The 20,364-nt window shown below is 72.5% G+C and carries 27 protein-coding genes; 24 read left to right on the top strand and 3 right to left on the bottom strand.

What is annotated here, in order from left to right; translation table 11 throughout:
• The first annotated feature begins 56 nt into the window (after window positions 1-56).
• The 17 genes from OG618_RS37305 to OG618_RS37225 all read left to right on the top strand — a co-directional run bounded on the left by OG618_RS37305 (window position 57) and on the right by OG618_RS37225 (window position 9,888).
• On the top strand, window positions 57-770 hold the full coding sequence (locus OG618_RS37305) for a hypothetical protein (RefSeq protein WP_329492439.1): 714 nt from the start codon (window positions 57-59) through the stop codon (window positions 768-770).
• Window positions 767-1,117 (top strand): hypothetical protein, encoded by a 351-nt coding sequence (locus OG618_RS37300; RefSeq protein WP_329492438.1) that lies wholly within the window; start codon window positions 767-769, stop codon window positions 1,115-1,117. Before OG618_RS37305 ends, OG618_RS37300 begins: the two co-directional genes overlap by 4 nt.
• Window positions 1,118-1,423: 306 nt before the next feature.
• Window positions 1,424-3,046, top strand: coding sequence for a hypothetical protein (locus OG618_RS37295; RefSeq protein ID WP_329492437.1), 1,623 nt, complete (start codon window positions 1,424-1,426; stop codon window positions 3,044-3,046).
• A gap of 99 nt (window positions 3,047-3,145) precedes the next feature.
• Window positions 3,146-3,376, top strand: coding sequence for a hypothetical protein (locus tag OG618_RS37290; protein WP_329492436.1), 231 nt, complete (start codon window positions 3,146-3,148; stop codon window positions 3,374-3,376).
• Window positions 3,377-3,439: 63 nt separating this feature from the next.
• Entirely contained in the window at window positions 3,440-3,664 is a 225-nt protein-coding gene (locus tag OG618_RS37285; RefSeq protein WP_329492435.1) for a hypothetical protein, read from the top strand.
• 69 nt (window positions 3,665-3,733) lie between these two features.
• Window positions 3,734-3,994 (top strand): hypothetical protein, encoded by a 261-nt coding sequence (locus OG618_RS37280; protein WP_329492434.1) that lies wholly within the window; start codon window positions 3,734-3,736, stop codon window positions 3,992-3,994.
• Window positions 3,995-4,241: 247 nt separating this feature from the next.
• A complete protein-coding gene (locus OG618_RS37275; RefSeq protein ID WP_329492433.1) occupies window positions 4,242-4,784 on the top strand; it encodes a hypothetical protein in 543 nt (180 codons plus the stop codon).
• An 84-nt stretch (window positions 4,785-4,868) separates the two neighbouring features.
• Window positions 4,869-5,120 (top strand): hypothetical protein, encoded by a 252-nt coding sequence (locus OG618_RS37270; protein WP_329492432.1) that lies wholly within the window; start codon window positions 4,869-4,871, stop codon window positions 5,118-5,120.
• Between the two features lie 166 nt (window positions 5,121-5,286).
• Window positions 5,287-5,769, top strand: a complete 483-nt coding sequence (locus OG618_RS37265; protein WP_329492431.1) for a hypothetical protein — start codon at window positions 5,287-5,289, stop codon at window positions 5,767-5,769.
• Between the two features lie 77 nt (window positions 5,770-5,846).
• Window positions 5,847-6,371: a hypothetical protein gene (locus OG618_RS37260; RefSeq protein ID WP_329492430.1), complete on the top strand. Its 525-nt coding sequence runs from the start codon at window positions 5,847-5,849 to the stop codon at window positions 6,369-6,371.
• A 304-nt stretch (window positions 6,372-6,675) separates the two neighbouring features.
• A complete protein-coding gene (locus tag OG618_RS37255; protein ID WP_329492429.1) occupies window positions 6,676-7,065 on the top strand; it encodes a WYL domain-containing protein in 390 nt (129 codons plus the stop codon).
• Window positions 7,066-7,144: 79 nt separating this feature from the next.
• The gene (locus tag OG618_RS37250; RefSeq protein WP_329492428.1) at window positions 7,145-7,648 is read left to right on the top strand and encodes a hypothetical protein; all 504 of its coding nucleotides are present in this window, start codon (window positions 7,145-7,147) and stop codon (window positions 7,646-7,648) included.
• A gap of 94 nt (window positions 7,649-7,742) precedes the next feature.
• Entirely contained in the window at window positions 7,743-8,135 is a 393-nt protein-coding gene (locus OG618_RS37245) for a hypothetical protein (protein WP_329492427.1), read from the top strand.
• Window positions 8,136-8,700: 565 nt separating this feature from the next.
• Entirely contained in the window at window positions 8,701-9,015 is a 315-nt protein-coding gene (locus tag OG618_RS37240; RefSeq protein ID WP_329492426.1) for a hypothetical protein, read from the top strand.
• On the top strand, window positions 9,012-9,251 hold the full coding sequence (locus OG618_RS37235; RefSeq protein ID WP_329492425.1) for a hypothetical protein: 240 nt from the start codon (window positions 9,012-9,014) through the stop codon (window positions 9,249-9,251). Before OG618_RS37240 ends, OG618_RS37235 begins: the two co-directional genes overlap by 4 nt.
• A gap of 95 nt (window positions 9,252-9,346) precedes the next feature.
• Window positions 9,347-9,661: a hypothetical protein gene (locus OG618_RS37230; protein WP_329492424.1), complete on the top strand. Its 315-nt coding sequence runs from the start codon at window positions 9,347-9,349 to the stop codon at window positions 9,659-9,661.
• A 56-nt stretch (window positions 9,662-9,717) separates the two neighbouring features.
• The gene (locus OG618_RS37225; protein ID WP_329492423.1) at window positions 9,718-9,888 is read left to right on the top strand and encodes a hypothetical protein; all 171 of its coding nucleotides are present in this window, start codon (window positions 9,718-9,720) and stop codon (window positions 9,886-9,888) included.
• Between the two features lie 60 nt (window positions 9,889-9,948).
• Here OG618_RS37225 and OG618_RS37220 read toward each other — a convergent pair whose 3' ends face one another.
• The 3 genes from OG618_RS37220 to OG618_RS37210 form a co-directional block, all read right to left on the bottom strand.
• Window positions 9,949-10,998: a PhlD gene (locus OG618_RS37220; RefSeq protein WP_329492422.1), complete on the bottom strand. Its 1,050-nt coding sequence runs from the start codon at window positions 10,996-10,998 to the stop codon at window positions 9,949-9,951.
• A gap of 2 nt (window positions 10,999-11,000) precedes the next feature.
• The gene (locus OG618_RS37215; RefSeq protein WP_329492421.1) at window positions 11,001-11,906 is read right to left on the bottom strand and encodes an MmyB family transcriptional regulator; all 906 of its coding nucleotides are present in this window, start codon (window positions 11,904-11,906) and stop codon (window positions 11,001-11,003) included.
• Between the two features lie 536 nt (window positions 11,907-12,442).
• Entirely contained in the window at window positions 12,443-12,931 is a 489-nt protein-coding gene (locus tag OG618_RS37210; protein ID WP_329492420.1) for a hypothetical protein, read from the bottom strand.
• A gap of 159 nt (window positions 12,932-13,090) precedes the next feature.
• On the opposite strand from OG618_RS37210, the gene OG618_RS37205 reads away from it, so the two are divergent.
• The 7 genes from OG618_RS37205 to OG618_RS37175 all read left to right on the top strand — a co-directional run bounded on the left by OG618_RS37205 (window position 13,091) and on the right by OG618_RS37175 (window position 20,323).
• Window positions 13,091-13,711, top strand: coding sequence for a hypothetical protein (locus OG618_RS37205; protein WP_329492419.1), 621 nt, complete (start codon window positions 13,091-13,093; stop codon window positions 13,709-13,711).
• On the top strand, window positions 13,704-15,272 hold the full coding sequence (locus tag OG618_RS37200; protein WP_329492418.1) for a terminase large subunit domain-containing protein: 1,569 nt from the start codon (window positions 13,704-13,706) through the stop codon (window positions 15,270-15,272). Before OG618_RS37205 ends, OG618_RS37200 begins: the two co-directional genes overlap by 8 nt.
• 25 nt (window positions 15,273-15,297) lie before the next feature.
• Window positions 15,298-17,157 (top strand): hypothetical protein, encoded by a 1,860-nt coding sequence (locus OG618_RS37195; RefSeq protein ID WP_329492537.1) that lies wholly within the window; start codon window positions 15,298-15,300, stop codon window positions 17,155-17,157.
• Window positions 17,158-17,237: 80 nt separating this feature from the next.
• Window positions 17,238-18,026 carry a hypothetical protein gene (locus OG618_RS37190; RefSeq protein WP_329492536.1) on the top strand — a complete coding sequence of 263 codons (789 nt, stop codon included), beginning with the start codon at window positions 17,238-17,240 and terminating at the stop codon, window positions 18,024-18,026.
• Between the two features lie 123 nt (window positions 18,027-18,149).
• Window positions 18,150-18,887 (top strand): hypothetical protein, encoded by a 738-nt coding sequence (locus tag OG618_RS37185; RefSeq protein WP_329492535.1) that lies wholly within the window; start codon window positions 18,150-18,152, stop codon window positions 18,885-18,887.
• 12 nt (window positions 18,888-18,899) lie between these two features.
• A complete protein-coding gene (locus OG618_RS37180; protein ID WP_329492534.1) occupies window positions 18,900-19,958 on the top strand; it encodes a major capsid protein in 1,059 nt (352 codons plus the stop codon).
• A 2-nt stretch (window positions 19,959-19,960) separates the two neighbouring features.
• On the top strand, window positions 19,961-20,323 hold the full coding sequence (locus OG618_RS37175) for a hypothetical protein (protein WP_329492533.1): 363 nt from the start codon (window positions 19,961-19,963) through the stop codon (window positions 20,321-20,323).
• Window positions 20,324-20,364: the final 41 nt, after the last annotated feature.

Here is a 20,364-nt window from a genome sequence, read left to right as displayed (position 1 = left end):
CGCCAGCCCACCCAGCCGGCGGGGGCCCGCCCGCATCCCGGAGAGGAGACACCACCGTGAGCACCACCACCATCACCGCACCCGCCAAGCCCTGCCCGATCCACCCCGACAAGGACCGCTACGCCACCGCCGAGGCCGCCGCAGCAGCCACCACCAGCCGCGCGATCCTCCTCGGCTACCGCCGCCAGCGCCCCTACTACTGCCAGTCCTGCGACTGGTTCCACATCAGCACCCACCCGCCCCGCACCGTCGCGAGCCCCACCCACCCCGACGGCCGGCCCCTCGACCACGACGAGATCGTCCGCTGGTTCACCACCCGCACCCCCGACGTGCAGCGCCACCTGGTCCTGAAGGACCTGGAGGAGCTCCTGGCGCCCGAGCTCGCCGCCGCGCTGCGCACCCCCGCGGCCGCCGCGTACTGGCTGCACGTCCTCAAGCCGCTGGTCGCCGTCCAGGCCGCGGCCGCGAACGGTCCGGCCGCCGGCCGACGCGAAGCGCGTGCGCGTCTCGCGCTGCTCCGGGCCCGGCGTCTCGAGGCCAGGGCGCTGGTCGAGTCCGCCCGGCCGACGTCGGATCCCGGCAAGCCGGCGCCGACGACGGTCCGCGACTACGCGGCGGCCGCCCTCGCGCGCCGCCGTGCGAGCGAGGCGCAGGCGGAGGCCGTCACCCTGCTGATCAACCGCCACCCCGACGAGTGGGGCCACGTCCTGGACCACGCCCGGCGCGAGCGTGGCCTTCCACCGGTGGGCGAGAGCGAGAGCGCGGCGTGAGCGCCGTCTCCCGGCAGGGGCTCGGCCTCTGCCGCAGATGTCTGGCGACCGTGCGCCGGACCATCACCCGCGCCGGTGTGCTGCAGCTGGTCGACACCGACCCGCACGAGGGCGGCAACGTGGTGGCCTACTGCGACGGGACCGGGACCTGGCGCTCGCGCGTGCCCACCGCCGAACTGCCCCAGGCGCCCCACGAGCGGCGGTTCATGCCGCACGCGGCGACGTGCGCGGCCACCGCGCGCCCACCCGCGCCGGCGCCGGAGCAGGCCCGGCTGCCCGAGGGCGTCGCGTCGCTGGACGCGCACCGGCGTCGGCACGGCCGTCCGAAGGCTCGCCCCGATCTATAAACAACTTGCTCGCGGCCTGTGCGGGTTCTTGCGGACGTCCGCCCTCGCGCTCGTGGCTACGGCCGAGCAGGTCGCGGCGACACGCGAGTGCGGATCCTGCCGGAAGGCCGTCGCGCGTCCGAGGGGGCCGGTCGACACCGTCCTGGCCGCTTGAGCGGGCCGGCCGCCCGGCACGCGCCGGGCGGCCGGTACGGGCCGGCGGGCAGCGCCGGTAGGCAGGGGCACCCATAAGTAACTTGCAAACTGGAAGTTGCTTATGCGAGAGTTGGGCCACCGACAACGAACCGCCCAACCCGAGAGGCCCCCGTGAACACCATCACCAGCCCCACCCCCGTGACCAACCCCACGGTCACCGCACTCGGACCGACCCGCCGCGTGGGCGACGAGATTTTGACCTCCGTCTTCACCGGCACCGACTTCACCCTGACCGGCCGTCACGGCACCTACACCGGCCGTACGGCCGACGCCGTGTGGGAGAAGTACCGGGCCGCGCACGCCGCCACGGTCACTCCCACGACCGCCGTCCCCGCTGCCGCACCTGAGCCCGCCACCGGCCCGGCTGCGGCCCCGGTCACCCTCCCTGCCGTTCCGGCGAGCGTCACCGACCTTATGGTCACCGCCAAGAGCCAGAACTGGGAGCGGGATTCGACGTTCGTCCCCGCCGGAGCGGAAGGGCAGACCGCAGACCTGTGGCGGGTGGGCCTGACCGCACTCACCGAGGCGGGCCAGATCGCGATCCTGGCCACCTGGGTCGGCGGTGAGCGCGGCTTCCGGTACGACAGCGCCGCATCCTCGCTCGACATCGACGACACCAAGATCCGTCGCCCGAGCCTGGCCAAGTTGCGCGAGATCCTGGAGGCCCAGACGGCCATCGACCCCGAGGCCGACAAGCGCGGCTGCACCTGCGAGACGCCGGAGGCCGCCGAGGCCGCCGGGCGCGCGATGCCCCTCGTGTGCGTCCTGTGCGCCGTCCCGGGGCGCTTCGACGCCCAGTACGGGTGGGGAACCACCGTGACCCGCAACGGGGATCTCATCGGGTGGGCCGAGGGCAACACCGGTGTCATCCTCGCTGAGGATGCCAAGGCCGGGGCCCAGAGCGAGCGGTGGGCCTTCTACACCGAGTCCCTGCCCGAAGGCCGGACCGCGCCCACCCTGGCCGACGTCATCCCCGCCAACGTGCTCGAGGCCTTTCCCCCCACGGGAACGCAGCCGGACGAGTCGGCCGCCCCCGCACCGGTCGACCGCGCGGGCCTGGTGGCCAAGCTGACCGCAGCGCTCGATGCGCTGCACGTCGAACTGAACACCCTGCCCAAGGCAATCGCCCGTCAGGCAGCGCCCTTCGAGGCCGACGGCGAGCCCACCCCGGCGCTTCTGAACCTCGCGTCGTCCGCCCACCTCGAACGGACCACCGGAAGGACGGCGGCCGACGGCGTGACGACGTTCCTGTGCACCGTCGTACAGCCCGACGGTGCCCGCCAGGGCGGCTACACCGCGCGCCGCTTCCCCTCCGGCGTGTGGGCGGCGTTCCACACCAGCAGCGCGGACGTCCTCGACCGCAGCTCCGACGCGCCGGGCGTCTTCAGCATCATCACGGAGCACTGGGCGGCCGCCATGCTCACCGGCACGGACCTGGGGGCGTGGACCGTCCTGGACGGACAGATCTGGGTGCCGGACGCCAAGCCGACCGCCCCGTCCGCGCAGACGGCGGCGCCGGACCCCACTGGCCCGACGGCCCCGGTGGCCGGGAACGAGCCGGTGTGGCTGCTCGCCGGAGCAGCTGCCCGCAAGCGCCACCGCGCCGCACCCGACGGCCTCGGCCTCTGCGAGTTCTCCCGGGACCAGGGGCTGACCATCCGGGCGACGCCCGAGCAGATCACCAGCACCACCGAGTGCGGGGCCTGCCGCAAGCTCGCCAAGACCACCGAGTAGCCAGCAGCCCGGGCGGCCGCCAACCGTCGGCCGCCCGGCCCTCCTTCGACGCCGAACACCGTGCCCTGCACGACGACCATCACCCGAGGACGCCCCGCCATGGAGCACTTCAATCCCACCGGCCACCCCCTCAACAACGCCTGCGAGATCACCAAGCTCGCCGCCTGTCGCCGGTGCGGTGACGACAAGCTTGCCTGGCGCAGGAGCACCCGTACGGGCCGCTGGTACCTCTGCGACGTCGAGGCGTGCGGGCGATGGGCCACCCGCGAAAACCCCACCCTTCGCCGCTACTTCGTGCTCGGCATGAAGCCCCACAAGTGCACCTCTTAGCACCCTTCGGGCGGCCGCCACTTGCCGGCCGCCCGCCACACTCACCCACCACGGAGATGCGCCATGACCACCGCCCGCGATGCCCTCCTCGCCGAACTGCTCGGCGGCGAAGACCCCGACGGCCCCGAGCACGCCGACGCCCGCGCCCGGATCGAGCGGCTGATCGACAACCACCGGGCCGAGGCGCTCACCGAGGCCGCAGACATCACCAGCACGGCCGTCGGCCCGCTGTGGCACCTCGACACGGTCGCCGAGGTCCGCGCCCGACTCCTCGCCGCCCGGCTCTGACCAGCTGACGCCCCGAAGCCCAACACCGCCGCCCGCACGCGTGGGCGGCCCAACCCGAAGGACACCACCGTGAGCGAGATCCGTTTCACCGTCGACCTCGGCCGCGGCCCCGTCGACGCCGCCATTACCAACCCGTTCTCCGCGCACGACACCGTCGACGACCGTGGTTGCCCCGACTGCGGCGGCGCCGGCTACTTCGCTGGCTGCACCGCCGACGGTTGCAACGGCTGGGCATGCCCCGACTGCGGCACCGGGTGTGACGCGGACTTCTTCAGCGCCGAGGACGGCGGCCGGTGCGCCGCCGCGCTCGCGAGGGACGCCCGCGACTGAGTTCCTGTCCGCCCGCCGTCGACCGGACGGCGGGCCGATCTGTCTGCACCCGGGAGGCCGGCCTGCTGCGTAGGGGTGTGCCCGCGGGGAGGCTGGCGCATCGTCGCAGGTGGGGGCGGGTGCTGTGGCCACACTTCGGCATGTCGGTGCGGGTGGGCGGGCGTGAGCAATCTATAAACAACTTGCAAGATGGAAGTTGTATATGCGAGAGTGGAGCCACCGACAACGAACCACCCAGGAGGAACCCATGGCGAACCCCGACTACTACAAGAGCCGCAGCGAGCACGGAGGCTGGATCCTCTGCCTCGCCGAATCGGTGGACACGGCCGCTGGCTACACGGGCAACACCTCGGTGCGCCACACCGACGGCTCGGTGGAGATCACCTACGAGCGCAGCGGTCACTGGGCCCACTTCGAGCCTGTGACCGACGCCGAGGCGCAGCAGATCATGGACGACAACCGGGCCTTCGGTGCCAAGGTGGAGGGGCTGCTGGAGCCGGTCCGGGAGGCGCTGCGCGCCGCCGACGACGTGTTGGACGGCAAGCACATGTTCGAGCCGGGCTACGCGGCGCGCGGAGGGGTGGTGGCCTTCGTGAGCGGGGCGGCGGTCCATGTCCACTGGTGGTATCTGACGTATGCCGCTCAGCGAATCGCCGAGCGGGCCGGGCGCGACCCGTGGCGGGACGGCGGTGCCCGGGAGGCGACCCTGGCCGTGCTGCAGGCGTTCGCCGCGAAGCACGGGTGCACCGTCACCGAGGACAGGGACTCGTTCCTCGTGAGCCTGGCCTGATCATGTCCTCCCGCCCGGTGTTGCCGGGGGCTACGGCCCCCGGCAACACCGGGTCCTGCTGTCACCACGAAAGGGGGCGCGAGGTTGGACGGGATCAGCCCGGCGGCTCAAGCGCTGTACATGTCCATGCACGAGACCGGCGCCCTGGTGACGCCCAGTGAGGTCGTCGCGGAACGGGCCGCACGGGTCGCAGAGCTGGGCTTCAACGGCCTGCGGGTGGAGTCGCTGAAGCGCCGATTGTTCGCAGCGTCGGCGGAACCCGAGGCGCACCGCGCGCGCATGGTGTGGGCGGCGGCGGCGGAGTGGTTCGCGGATCCGGAGTGGGAGGCGCCGTGACGGCGGCCCGCGTACGGGCAGGGAGGCCGGCTCTCGGGGGGATCCTCGGGGCCGGCCTTTCGGCTTCCGGGCCGGTGTGCGAAACCCAGCCATATACAACTTGCAAAATGGAAGTTGTATATGCGAGAGTTGGGCCACCGACAACGAACCGAAAGGGCCGCCGCACATGTCCCACCTGACCACCGACCAGCTCAACCGCTTCCGTCACGTCCTCGCCCGCCCCTGGAGCCGCTGGACGCCCACCGGCCGGGCCGCTCACCTGCTGCTCGCCGACGCCGAGGATCACACCGCCCGCCAGAGCGACCTTGCCGCACTGGCCGACGTGCCGACCACGGTGGTCGCGCTGGAACCCGACCGCGCCCGGTCGGCCAACGAAGCGTGCTCCATGATCCTTTCCGCCGTCCTCGCCGGACGCCTGCACGCTCCCCTCACCGTCACTGCCGGACGTCTCGCCGTCCGCGTCACGGTCCGCCCCGAGACGACCGGCCAGTGGGAGAAGTGGCGCGCGGCGGTCGGCGCCCGCGCCGGAGATGTCACCCACCTGGGGCACTACAGCACGGCCAAGGGGGCGCGCTGCGGCGCCCCGGTGGTCCTGGTCGGCTACGGCGTCAGCGCGCTCTACAGCGCCGCGCTGCGCACCGGCAGGTAGCCGGACCCGGCGGGCCGTCCCGGAAGTACCCGGGCGGCCCGCCCGCCGCCGCCGACCGAACCGACACGGAGCACCCGATGCCCACCAGCCCCCTGCCCGCCGACCACCAGGCCCCCGTCACCCTCACGTGGCGCACGCTGTCCGACCTCTCCGTTGGCTGCTCCACCCGATGGGCTGTCACCGCCAGTTGGCGCGGCATGAACTTCACCGTCGACGCCTTCCAGCTCTCCAACGCCCGGACGGCCTGGCACATCACCCGCGCTGCGGACCCCAGCCCGTTCACCGGCTACTGGACGTGCCTTCCCGGAGCAAAGGATGCCCGGTGGGGCACCATGGCCGCCGGCCGGGCCAAGGCCGAACGGCTCATGCTCGCCCACGTCGCGGCCCGGCGTCGGGTCGACGCCCGGGCGTACGCGGCCCGCGTGGCCGCCGCCCGCCGCCCGGCACCGGCGTGGAAGTCGCATCTCGCCGACCTTGCCGGTCCGAACGAGCGGATTGACTTCCGCCCCCTGGAGGACGATTCGCACAGCCCCGAAGCGCTGGCCAGAATCGCCGAACTCGCTTCACAGGGGGTGACGTTCGAGCTGGTTGGCGCCGAGTAGGCACAGCACGTTCCTGCTGCTCCCCTTCCCGCGACACGGGAGGGGGAGCAGCAGTCGTTCCGGGGCCGGCTCCGGTGCTGGTCGGGGCCGGCCCCGAGTAACAGCCTGGGAGTGCGGCGCTCCGCAGCCGTAGGGCCGGTCGCGGCCCCGGCGCGGTCGTGCGCGCGGGCCCGTTCCGTCCGGTTCGCCGGGGGTGCGGGCCCCGAAGGTTTCAAGATCGCTCCATAAACAACTTGCAATCTGGAAGTTGTTTATGCGAGAGTGGGGTCACCGACAACGAACCACCCACTCTCAGGAGCCTCCGATGATCAAGGCCACCACCACCAACACCGCCGCCACCACCACCCGGCTCATCCGCGCCATGGACCGCCAGCACCCGGTCACCATCACCTACACCGACCGCGACGGCGCCGTCACCGTGCGCACCATCGAGATCTACGACTTCGAGATCTCCCAGGCCGGGGACATCCGGGCCCTCGCCATGGACCGGGGCACCGGCGAGAAGCGCGGGTTCCGCATCGACCGCATCTCCGCCACCACCGTCCACCGCACCCGCTACCTCGTGGCCCGCGAGGACAGCACCCCCGCCCGCCCCACCCTCCGCCACCCCGGCGACGCCGCCGCGATCCTCTGCCCCACCGCCGCCCTCCTCGCCGCCCCCGGTGCCCTGCTGACCAGCCTCCTGTCCCACTGACCGGCCACCGGGCCACCCCGCTCCCGGGGTGGCCCGGCCCCACCGGCCACCACCACCAACCGACAGGAAGCCGAACGCCATGACCACCCCCACCCCCACCCCCGCCCACCGCACCGACGCGATCACCGCCGAGATCACCCGGCTCAGCCACCAGGCGGCCGTGCTGCGCCACATCGACCCCGCCGAGCGCACCGACGCCGACCGCACGCGCTTCGCCGAGATCACGGCCCGGCTGCGCGCTCTCGTCGCGGTCCCGCCGCCCGGCTACGCCCTGCCCAAGGCGGCCGCCGACCTCATCGCCTACGCCGACGCCCGCAAGTGGGTGGCGGACGTCCACTGGTTCGTCACGGCGGGGGCGGACCCCTTCGTCAAGGTCCGGGTCGGCCGCGCCCTCTCTGGGGCGGAGGCGGCCGGACGCCGGGGCAACGCGTGGACCTACGCCCTGTGCTGGCACGCGCGCGGCTGCGCCCCCGGCCGGGTGCGCCTGTTCGGCCCGATCCTGGCGACCACCCCCGACAACCCCGCCATGCACAACGTGCCCACCGTGGCCGCTGTGATCCGGGCGATCTCGGACAGCCGCTGACCCGCCACGCTCCGCCGCCCGCCCCGCCCTCTGCGGGCGGGGCGGGCGGCGGACCACGACGTCCTGCCCCCCTTCCCGTGGATGGAGAACCCCCGTGACCGACACCCCCGACACCCCCAATGCCCTGCTGATACCCGTGACCGGGGACCCCCGGCCGGTGCACGTCCTCCAGAGAGTGCCGCACTTCGCAGTCACTCTGGCCGAGCTGATCGGCGACAACAGGTTCACCGCCCTCTACCTCACCCGGCGGCGCAGCCTGTGGTTCGTCACGGCCGCACGGGAGGCCGACCAGCCGAACAGGCGCGCCGTTGAGCTGATGCGCCGCCACCTTCCGCACGCCAGCCTGCTGCCCGTTCTGGGGCCCGCCGTGCTGCTCGGCGCCGCCGGCCCGGGCGGCGATGTTCCGGCCGGCCTGAGTGCCGACCAGATCGCGGCCGGGCTGGCCGCGCTGCGCTCACCCGGAACCGGTGGTATCCCGGTGCGCTGAGCGGCCGGGCGCGGTGCGACCCCCTCGCATAAACAACTTGCAACATGGAAGTTGCTTATGCGAGGATGGGGTCACCGACAACGAACCGCCCACCAACCGGAAGGCACCCGCCATGGCACCTCGGCTCTGCGACTGCGACGCCTGCTGCCCCCACGACCCCGCCTGCCACGACCCCAACTGCCCCGCCGTCAAGTCGCCGCCCACCAGCGACGACGACTGACCGCCCAGACCGGGCGGCCCCACCCCACCGGGGCCGCCCACCCCGCCCCGTGACGGCCGACCACAGCGGCCCGGCACCCCAGCCACTCCCCAGCCCCGGGGAGCAGGCCCCGGCGCCGTCACGGGCCCCCGGACCGGTCGGCCCGGCCCGCGAACCCCGCCCGGCACCCCCTGGCCGCGCCGCGTTCGCCCAGCTGCCGCCCCGACCGGTCCGGGCACCACCCACCCGCGCCGCGCCCCGCTGCGCCGCGCCGCGTTCGCCCAGCTGCCGCCCCGACCGGTCCGGGCACCACCCACCCGCGCCGCGCCCCGCTGCGCCGCGCCCACCTGCCTCTGGAGACCGACCATGACCGCCGACGCCATACCGTTCGCCGCCCTTGCCCAGCCCGCGCCCGCCCTTCCCACGCTGCACCACTACCGCGCCGAGACGTCCGGCATCCGGCTCGGTCACTACACCCACATCGCCGCCGCCCAGGCCCACGCCGAGGACTTCGCCGCCGCCGCGCTCGGCGGCCACGACTTCGAGTGGATCCCCGCCGAGCTGGAATCCGGCGAGCACCAGACCCTGCACATCACCCTGCACGGCGCCCAGCACGCCACCGAGTACACCGTCACCGCCGTCCCGGTGATGGACCACTACGACCCGTCCGCCGAGCTGTGAGCGTCGACTACGGGCCGCTGCCCGCCACCGTCGCCCCGGCCGACGACGCCGCCGTCACGGAGCTGGTCCGGCACGTGGCCACGCTGCATGCGTGGGCCACCAACCCGGACCTCCAGGAGGTCGGCGCGGAACTGGCCGCCTGGGTCGGAATCCGCGCGGGCGCGCTCCTGGCCCGGCTGGCGGCCGCCGAGCGGCGCATCACCGAACTGGACAGCACCGGCACCGCCCCGTTCTGACCGGCCGCCGTCCGGGCCACCACCACCGTGGGGCCCGGACGGCGACCGGCCCCCGGCCGACCCACCGCCGGCCCCGACCCACCAGGAGGACACCCATGCCCACCGAAATTCGTGACACCCCGATCGGACCCCCCGGGCAGCGCCCGGCCGCCACCGCCCCGGCGCCGCTCAACGCGCTCTGGGACGGCGTGACGACCTTCTCGTCCGATCCCGACGAACCCACCGTCGTGCACCTCACCCTCACCGACGGCCGCCCCGTCGACCTGCTGCTCGACAGCGAGCACCGCGAAGAACTCGGCCTGATGCTGGTCAACCCGAGCCTGCCCGACGTCGAGACCGACGACCCCTACCCGCCCCGCCGCCGGCCCAGGAACGAACGCCTCACCGTGCGCCGCCGTCGGATCCGCTGACCACCCGCCCGCCCGGCCGGGGGGTTCCCGGCCGGGCCCCGGCCCCGGGACCACCCATGCCCGCTACCACCCGACCGACGCCGGCCCGCTGCGACCGCGACACCTACAGCCGGCTCGCCGCCTGGGCCCGCAGCGCAGCCGACCGCCTCGCCACCGGCCCACTGCTCGCCCCCGGACCCCGCCCGCCCGTCCCCGCAGCTCTGCGCCACCACCCCCTACTTCCCTGACCTACCGAACAGAGCGGCTCCACACGCGCCCGTGTGGAGCCGCTCTGTTCGGTGCCGGGCCTACGACGGATCGCACCAACTCACCTTCATCGCCGACACCGCGAACCCCGGGGCGAACCCCGCCGCCAGCCCGGCCTGACCGTGCTCCGGCGGGTCCGCCATCGTGCGGCGCAGCACGGACAGCACCGAGGGGCCGCCCAGGTTCGCCTCCGCGTCGAACTGCGCCCGGGAGTGCCGCAACGCGTCCGGGCCCAGCTGCAGCTGCTTCTCCAGGTCCTCCATCACCCGCAGACCGCCGGGGTGGGCGACCATGAAGTCGAGCGGCCACGGGCCGGCCGTCTCGTCGGCCAGCCAGGCCCGCAGCGCCGGGGCCATCTCGTTGATGGACTGCGTGGCCGACCGCTCGCTGTCGAAGTGCACCCCCGAGTGGTCGACCCGCTTGCGGTATCTGGTGGTGGTGTCCGGCAGCAGGTACTCCCACGTCTCGTGGATCCGCAGCGCCGGGCCGATCGGGCTGCTGGAGACCACCGCGGCCACCGCGCCGTCGCCCCACAACCCGGAGTAGATGACCTGCTCGATCTCGGTGTCCGCGGCGTGGATGGTGGAGCTGAGCGACTCGGCGCCGACCACCAGGACCCGTGAACCGGGGGAGGCGCTCACGTACTGGTGGGCCATCACCATGATGTGCGCGCCGCCGCCGCAGCCGAGCTGGGTGATCGGGCGGCGCGAGACGTCCGGGCGCAGCCCGAGTTCGTGCACCAGGTGGATGTCGAGGCCGGGCACGATGTCACCGGTGCTGTGGGTGGTGATGATGCAGTCGATGGTGAGCGGGTCGACGTCCAGTTCGGCCAGGACACCCCGCGCGGCGGCCGTGCCCATGGTGAGGACATCGTCGACGGCCGCGCGGTTGCGTTCTTCGAGGGTGCGGTCCGACATCACGATGTCGAGCGGCTGGCTGAAGTGCCGGCGCGCCGGGGCCTGGGCGACGATCCGGCGGATCACTGGAAGTCGCGGGTGCCCGGCGTGCCGGCTGGTTATGACGTCGGCGAGTTCCTCGCTGGTCACGACGTGGTTGGGCAGGAACACGTAAGGATTCGATACGAACGACATGGTCACCCTTCCATGGGTGGAGAGGCTGCGGTGGCCGGCGCGGCCAGCGGGTGTTGCTGATCGCGCCAGCTGGACGGTTCGGACCTGTAATCCAGCAACAGGTGCATCAGCAGCGTTCCCGGCGCGCCGAGGGGCATGGAGGGCCCCATCGTCACGGTGACACGCTCGTTCCGCCCGGCGTGCCAGAAGTAGCGGGTGTCGCCGTCGGGCTGGCGGTAGGACTCGTCGAGACTCGCGTAGATCGGGCCCGCCACCGGGTCGCGCTCCACCTTCCGCACCAGGCGCCCCAGGTCGTGGTTCGCAGAGAACTGATTGTGCGCAGCGCGGAGTTGGGGGAGGACAAGGCGCGCCCACGAGTTCTCCCAGTCGGGCAGGCCGACCTCACGCGCGTAGCGGGAGAGAATCATCCATTCCATGGTGTTCTCCGGAGGAATTCCCCCCGGGAACAACGCAGCAAAACGTTGATTGTAGACCGCAACCTTCCACGCGCGGTCGGTAATGTATGCGGGGCTCCGGTAGTCGTCGACAATGGCCTGCCAGTGACCGCCGATCGTCACCGTCGCCTCCGGCTTGAGGGGGTAGGGCGGATGGGACTGGAGTCGGTAGAGCCACATCGCCCGCCAGTCCTCCTCTGTCATGAGCAGTGCCCGGGCGACGGCCAGGAGGTAGGTGTCCGAGGGGGCGGGGTACCGTGTGGATCCCGACTCGAACCGGCCGTAGGTGCCGGGGCTGCGCCCGGTGAGCAGGTCGATGTCGGCCTGCCTGAGCCCGGTGGTGGGGCGGCGGCCCTTGTTGTTGTAGTCGGCCGGCGGCGGGAGGCCGACGTCGGCGTGGCTGAGCTGGCCGCGCAACCGGGTCAGGAGGGCCCGCAACCCTTCCTTGTCCACTTTGGGTGGCTTCGTTCCCACTCGGGTCGCCCCTTCCGTAGTCCCTGTCGACGGGGTGACCGCGTGTCAGCTAATCCCCTCCATAGGGAAATTTCTTCCCTATGAATGCAGCCTACTTCTGGGGAACAATCGGCGTCTCGGGGGACCACCCCCGGTAGCATGCAGACCCTAACAAGGGAGCCGGTCGATGGGAATTGCCCGCGAAATGCCCCGAGATTCGCCTGACCAACTTAGGCAACCCTCAGTTCCCGCTGCCGACTCGCACACGATTCGCTGCGCCCGCGCGGCAGGCGCCTGGCCGAACGTGCCCGCCATCGAGGAGCGAATCCGGCAGATGCTCGCCGACACCACCCCCACCACGGGCACCTCCAACTGACCCACCCCCGCGCCGGCCTCACCCCCACAGCGGGCCGATGCTCCTTTGACAGGCCGCCCCACCGGCCCCACCATCAGAATGCGCGCACGGCCCCGGCACTCCCCATCCAACTGTGATCGCCCCCCGTACACAGCACCAGGGCAGACGCCGGGGCCCGCGCGTCACCCCCCTCGCCGCGCCGCTACGGCCACTGCGCCTTCAGTTCGCTCGCCAGCAACCGCGCCCCCACCACCACCCCCGCGGCCTGCTGCTCGCACGTCGACTTCGCCTCGAACCGGGCCAGCTCCTCACAGCCGCCGCGGTGATACAGGTCACCGGCCGCACCGATGCGCTCCACCATCTCCCGCACCCGGGCCGCCCGCTCCCCGCCCACAGGGAACCGGTCCAGGTGGTTCGGCACGTCGACCGTAGCGACCTTCCCCACACCGCCCAGCCAGACCACGCACTCTCGCCCGCCCTCGGACAGGCACCGCACCGTCATCGGGGGTTGAAGACGCGCCTCCAGGTCGGCCACCAGGGCGCGGCCCCGCTGCGCACCTTCGCCGGCGCCCGTGCTGGCCGCCGCGCTCGACGTCGTCGCCGCCGGCCCGGCCGACGCGTCCTGCCCGCCGTCGGCGGCCGCGGCAGAGCACCCCGCCGCCCCGACGACGACCGCGCCCGCTACCGCCATCGTTCGTATTCGTAGCCACATGCCGCGGATCCTTCCACCGCACCACCGCGTCCCGGGCCGAAACGACCCGATCCGTGACCATCCGCGACCAGCGGGAACCGAGCACCACTCCCGGTAAGGGATCATGGACGTGTGTGCGGGGGCGCATGGAGCTATCCCGTGTCCGCACCCGGTGAGTACGACGCGAAGCGCCAGGCCGTGCACGCCCGGCGCGCCGAAGCCGTGCGGCTGAAGCTGGTCAAGGGCTGGAGTCCCACCGAGATCGGCCTTCACCTCCACGCGGATCCCGCCCACAACACCCGCGGTCACGCCGTTCGCGAGGGGTACGGCGCCGACCGCTACCGCGCCGGCGAACCCGCCCTCGACGGTGCCCGGCTTGCCCAGGCCGTCGCCCGCGACATCGCCCGCGCGCTGAGGAAGCAGGCCACCCGCTACGACGACGACACCGAGGCCCTGCGCCGGCTGCGCATCGCCCAGTACGAGGTGATCCTGCGCGCCGCGATGGACGACGCCAAGCTCGACGACGAGGACGACCCGGACACCTGGGAGAGCCCCGAGGACCGCCAGCGCGCAGCCGAGCACCGCTTCAAGGCCCGCGAGCAGGCCATCCGTGTCCTCGGCCGCCTCGACGAAGTGCAAGGCACCAAGCGGCCGACCCGGACCGAGATCACCGGAGCCGACGGCGCCCCGCTCATCGACCTCGAGTCCGTCGACGACCTGCGCAAGCTCATCGCCGCCAACGCGGCCGCCGACCAGCAGGAAGGACCGGCTGGTGGGTAAGAAGCACCGCGACCCCGAAGCCGAGCTCACCGCCGTCATCGAGCAGTACAAGAAGTTGTCCCCGGTCGAGCGCGAGCTGATGGCCAACCAGGTGAAGGCGCCCATGCGCGCCCACCTGGCCCGGGCCGAACGCGGCATGCTCATGGACCGCTCGCCCGGCCGCATGGCCACCGTGATGACCGACGGCATCGAACTGCAGGCCCCGCACCTCGACCTGATCGACAACCTCTACCGGCGGATCGCGGCCGGCGAACGCATCAAGGCGATGGTCGAGATGCCGCCCCGGCACGGCAAGAGCCAGCGCGCATCCCGCTGGGGACCGCTCTGGTTCCTGCGCCGCCAGCCGCTCAAGCGCGTCATGCTCGCCTCCTACGGCAGCGAACTGGCCGACGACCACGGCCGCTGGGTCCGCGACCAGATTGGCGAACACACCGACCTCCTCGGCATCAAGCTTCACCCCGGTTCCCGCGCCGCCAGCCGCTTCGACCTCCTCGCGCCACCCAAGTCCGGCGTGCGCGGCGGCATGGTCACCGCCGGCGTCGGCGGCTCCCTCACGGGCAAGGGCTTCGACCTGGGCATCGTCGACGACCCTTTCAAGGGCTCGGACGACGCCTCATCGCCTGCTCAGCGAGATCGGGTATGGGAGTGGTACCGCAGCGTCTTCTACACCCGCCGTGCACCCGGTGCGAGCCAGATCATCATCAACACCCGCTGGCACGAGGACGACCTCTGCGGCCGGATCCTCCAACAGGACCCCGACGGCTGGGAGCGCATCAACCTCCCGGCGATCGCCGACTCCCCGGACGACATCCTCGGCCGTCCGATCGGCGCCGCGCTCTGGCCCTCCCGCTACGACGAGCAGGATCTGGCCGACACCCGCAAGGCTGTCGGCGAACGCATCTGGTGGTCCCTCTACCAGCAGCGACCCAGGCCCATGGAGGGAGGCGTGTGGAAGTGGCCGTGGATCAGCGACAACCGGATCAGCCCCCAACAGCTCCTCGGCATCAACCTCACCCGCGTCGTCGTGTTCGTCGATCCCTCGGGCGGGGACACCCAACGCGACGAGGTCGGCGTGGTCGCCGCCGGCCGCGACGCCAAGGGCGACCTGTACGTCCTCGCAGACCGCTCCGCCCAGATGGGTGCCGAGCAGTGGGGCCGCGCGGCATGCCAACTCGCCATCGACCTCCGCGCCGACGCCATCGGCGTCGAAAACAACTTCGGCGGCGACATGGCCCGCCAGGTCATCGCCCAGGCCTGGGCCGAACTCGACCGCGAGAACCTCACCCGCGGCCTGCTGCGCCCCCGACTGATCGACGTCTTCGCCAAGCAGGGCAAGCGCTTGCGCGCAGAGCCGATCGCCCAGCTCTACGCCCAGGCCCTCGTCCACCACGTTGGCGAGTTCGTCTCCCTGGAGGGCCAGATGGTCACGTGGATGGCCGGCATGGACAGCCCCGACCGTATGGACGCCGCCGTCCACGCCCTTACCGAACTTGCCGAGCCCGCCAGCAGCGGCCCCACCACCGGCACCTACACCCGCGGCCCGCTGCCCGGCCGCCGCTGACCACACCGCCCGAAGGAGAGCACCCGTGGGACTGAAGACGTTCATCCTCGACTGCTGGAGCTGGCTGAACTACAAGCCGGTGTTCCACTCCGCTGGCGGCGCCCCGAACCGTCGCGCCTACCCACAGGCCTACTCCCGGTGGGTGCCCGCCACGGACGTCCGCCGCCTCGCCGCCTACACGACCATGGAGGCCTACCACGCCGCCCAGGCCGGCCCGCTCGCCGCGATCCAGACCGGCACGGACGACGACCGCCGCGAGTACGGCGACGCCGCCATGCTGAACGAGGCGATCCAGGCCCACATCCTCGGCCGCGATCAGACCATCGTCGTGGACGGCGCCGACAACGCCAACACACCGAAAGGCGACGCCGGCGGCCAGGAACACGCCCAGGCCGTCCAGGACCGGCTGCGCGCGTGGGCGCAGGACGAGCAGTTCGCCATGCGGCTGCAGCAGGCCGAGCACAAGGCCGTCGTCCAGGGCGACGGCGTCTACTACCTCGGCTGGGACCCGGAACGGGAGCGACCGCGGCTGCAGGTCACCGACCCCGGGTTCTACTTCCCCGAGATCGGCGAAGACCCTTCGACCGACTACCCCTACCGGGTCCACCTCGCGTGGGACCTGCCGGCCGACCCCAAGCGCGGCCTGAAGGACCGGATGCGGCGCATCAGCTGGGAACTCGCCCCGATCGGCGTCCTGCACACCACCCAGTACGGCGACGACGGCCGCCTCGCCCGCCTCCCGGTCGTGGGCGACGACGGCACCTACACGCTCACCCCCGGCGACACTCTCGACGCCGACGGCCGGTGGATCCAGCGGCAGTACCCCTGGAACGACAAGGCGTCCCGCTGGACGTGCTACCTCACCGACGCGACGTGGCTCCTCGAGGACCTCACCGGTGACATGGACGTCCACAACCTGCCCCTCAGCCGGGCCGACATCGCGGTCCGGGCGGACGGCGAACTCCTCGACCGCCTCGACCTCATGATCGATTTCGTGCCCGTCGTCCACGTCCCCAACACGGTGCCCGACGCTGAGGAGCACTGGGGACGGCCCGCCCTGGCCCGCGTCCTCCAGCTCCTGGACGACCTCGCCGGCACCGACACCGACAGCGCGCACGCCTCCGCCACCACCGGCATGCCCGTCATCGCCGCCTCCGGCCTGATGACCCGCCGGAACAATCTGCAGGTGAAGGCCGGACTCGTCCTCGAACTGGAGACCGGCGGTCGCCTCGACGTCCTGGACACCGCCGGGCAGCTCGCCGAACTGCGCAGGGCCAGCCAAGACCTCCTCGACCGGCTCTCGGCGAACCTGCGCATGCCCGCCGTCGCGCTCGGAACCGCAGACCAGTCGCAGCTGCCGTCCGGCTACGCCCTCGCCCTGTCGATGAGCCCGCTGGACATGATGGTCGCCACCGGCCGCCTCGCCCGCATCCACAAGTACCGGCTGCTGCTGAAAATGGTTCAGCGCCTGTTCATGGCCGGACAACACCCGAACTGGACCGGCCCCGTCGTTCCCGCGCACCTCGAGTTCGGTCCGTACACCCCCACCGACGTCAGCGCGGTCCTTACGGACATCGCCACCGCCTACCAGGCCCACCTCATCAGCCTGGAGACCGCGCTGCGCCTGCTCACCGAGGCCGGGTGGACGATCGACGACATCGACGCGGAGATCGAGCGGATCCAGTCCCGCGCGTTCGACCAGGCCGGAGCGCTCGCCGACGCCACCGGCGACCAGCAGGCGGTCCGCGACTTCCTCAACCTCAAGGGCGCACCGCCGGAGCAGCCGCCCGCGGTTGTCCTGCCGCAGCAGGTCCCCCAGCCCCCGCAGCCCGGCCGGACGCCGGCCGAGCCCGGTACAGCGCCCGGCAAGGGCAGCGCCGGGTAGCCGGGAGGGGAATCGAGCACACCAAGATCGGCTTTAGACTCGTAGGTGGCGCGGGGGCGTTCACGGTGGAGGACACCAGAATGCGCCGTGCCGTCATGCGCCGCCAGATCGAGGCGGCCACCACCCTGTACGCCACCCCGCCGGAGCCCACCCCGGCAGTGCCGCCCGCCGGCGGCGCCCCGGTGCCGACCCCGCCGCCGACCCCCCCGGTCCCGCCGAACCCGACACCGCGCTCCTACGTCGACCCCACCCAGCCGGCCCCGCCCAACCCCGGCGAGACCGTGCTGAACATCCCGCAGCGCGCCCTGAACGACCTGTTGGCCAAGGAGAAGAAGCAGGGCACCCGCCATGCCCTGCGCTCGCTGGCCGAGGCCGCCGGCCTGGACCCCGAGACCGTCACCGACGAACAGCTGAAGACCTTCCTCACCGACTCGAAGGCCGCCCGCGACGCCGCTCTGACGGAGGAGCAGCGGCGGCAGGCCGCCCTCGACGCCCGCGAGGCGGCCGTCAAGACGCGGGAGAGCCAGGCCGCCGCAGCGCTCGCCAGCGCCGAAGAGACCCGCCGCACCGCCCGCAGGGAGGCGATCCTCACCCGCCTCGGCGCCACCTCCAGCGACGACCTCGAGATCGCCGTGGCGTTCCTCGCCCGGGCCGTCGCCGACGATGCCGACGAGGCCGCGGTCCAGGCCGCCGCCGAGCAGCTCAAGACCACCAAGGCGGCACTGTTCACCGGCGCACCCGTGGCGCCGGTCGCACCGCCCGCTCCCGGCGGACTTCCCGCCGGTGGCCCCCCGCCCCGCCAGACCCCGGCGGTCAAGCCCGGCGATCGCGGCCGCGAGCGCGCCAAGGCCATGGGCCTCGCCGGCTGACCGAGCCACTCGCGCGCTCGGAGGGACCACGCCCTCCACGAACCTCCCCTCCCTCGTGGACGGCACCCCGGCGCAGGTGCCCACCAGCCAGCACGCACCTGCCCCGAGGGAGGGAGATCCGGCATGCTGCCGCCGATCACCAGGAGTACCACCTACACCGCCAACCGGCTCTGGCTCGCCAGCACCCACGGCACCGAAACCAACCAGACCGTGACCCTGGACACCGGGAAGTTCGTCCAGGGCACGCACTGGAACGCCGGCTCCGGACCGGACCAGGGTTACAACGTCCTCAGGTCGGGCATCCCCCTCGGCCGCCTCACCGAGTCCGGTCTCTACGCCCCGTACACCGGGCCGTCCAGCGAGACCCAGACCGTCACCATCACCGGCGGCCCGACCGGCGGCACGTTTACCCTGACGTTCAACGGCCAGGCCACCGCGGCGCTGCCGTACAACGCCAGCGCGGCGACCGTGAGGGCCGGACTGGAGGCGCTCAACAACATCGCCGCCGGGGACGTCACGGTGACGGGCAACGCCGGCGGCCCCTACACCGTGGTGTTCGCCGGAAACTTCTCCGGAGACAACGTCGCCCAGATGACCGCCAACGCGGCCGGCCTGACGGGCGGCACCACCCCGGCCGTCAACGTCACTACCCCCATCGGCGGCGGCAGCCCCGGCGCCACCGACGGCACCGAGGTCCTCGCCGGCTTCCTGGAGACGGACCTGCAGTTCGCGCCCGGCCAGGCCAAGGCCGCCGCCCCGTTGCGCGTTCACGGCCTGGTCAACCCGGCCAAGCTCCCCGTGCCGTTCGTGCAGCCGCTTCCCGGCTACGCCACGGCCTCCATCGTCTACGTCACCGCCTGAGGAGGCTGACCCATGCCGAACGAGATGCTGGACAACCTGCTCAAGGGCATCGACGCCACCGAGATCCACGCGTTCGTACGCTCGATCAAGACCCGGGCCGACTTCGAGCTCACCAACTCCATCGTCCCCGTGCGGACGATCGACTCGGTGAAGTGGAAGACGAAGCGGTCAACCCGCCGCGTCCTGCCCGCGAAGTACCGGGCGTGGGACAGCTCCGCGCCGGTCGCGGCCCGCGAGATCGCGCGCTTCGAGACCGAGGGCCAGCTTCCCCCGCTCTCGCAGAAGTACATCCTCGGCGAGCTCGAGACCATCCTGCTCAACGCCTCGCGCGGCCTGGACAACCAGGACGTCATCGACGACATCTACCGGGACGTCGCCTCGCACGTCCTGGCCATCCAGCAGCGGATGGAGATCGCCGCAGGCGACGTCCTGGCCGACGGAAAGCTGACCCTGAACGGTGAGAACGGTCTCACCGTCGAGGTCGACTACCAGGTCCCGTCCGCGAACCGACCGGTCGCGTCGGTGCCGTGGACCGACCCGAACGCGGACATGCTCCGCGACGAGATGCTGTGGATCGAGTACCTGCGATCCATCGGCGCACCCCTGCCGACCCGCGCGCTGACGTCGTACAAGGCGGCCGCGCTGATGGCGGGCAACTCCTCCTACCGCAACGCCTTCTACAACCCGCAGGGCGTCAACATTCCGTCGGCGGTGCTCGCGCCGGACCAGGTGCAGGCGGTCCGGGCCCGCTACGGCCTGCCGCCGATCACCATCTACGACCTCCAGCTCCCCGCCGAGGCCGGCGGCAACGTCCGCGTCCTGCCGGAGAACATGTACTTCCTGCTGCCGCCGGACAGCCGGGAGTGGGCGGAGACCCAGTACGGGCTGACCGCGGAGGGCCTGGTGCTCTCCAACGGGGGCAACCCCGCGATCCTGCGGGAGGAGGCTCCGGGCATCATCGTCACCCACGGCTACTCCGATGACCCGGCGCAGCTGTGGACCAAGGGCTCGGCGTCCGCGATGCCGGTGATGTACGTCCCGGACATCTACGTCGCCGCGACGGTGTGGTGACCATGAGCCAGCTGGAGAGCAGCGTCTTCGTGGTCGATCCGGACACTCACACGACGGTCGTGCTGGCCGCCGGGAGCACGCCGGAGCCCCGTCTCGCCTGCCTGGTGACCAATCCGTCGGCGTGGGTCGGCGGCCGCGTGCCTGACCTGGCCCCGCTTTCGTCACCGGAGACGGGCGGGGCGACGGAGGCGGACGTCGCCGTTGCCGGGCCGGCGGTGGACGCGCACCAGCAGCTGCCCGACGTGGTGGCGTCCGAGGCGCTGCCCGACGAGGCGCTGCCCGACGGCGGGCCGGACGAGGCGCCGGCCGACGTCGCGCCCAAGGCCACCGCCCGCCGGACCCGGAACACCACCGCCGGGGAGTGAGCCCCTCGCTGGCCGGACCGGGCCGTCCTCCCCGGCCCGGC

Source organism: Kitasatospora sp. NBC_01246 (assembly GCF_036226505.1).
Taxonomy (GTDB): Bacteria; Actinomycetota; Actinomycetes; order Streptomycetales; family Streptomycetaceae; genus Kitasatospora.
The sequence above is the reverse complement of the archived record's forward strand: the minus strand, read 5'-3'. Positions and strand labels throughout refer to the sequence as shown.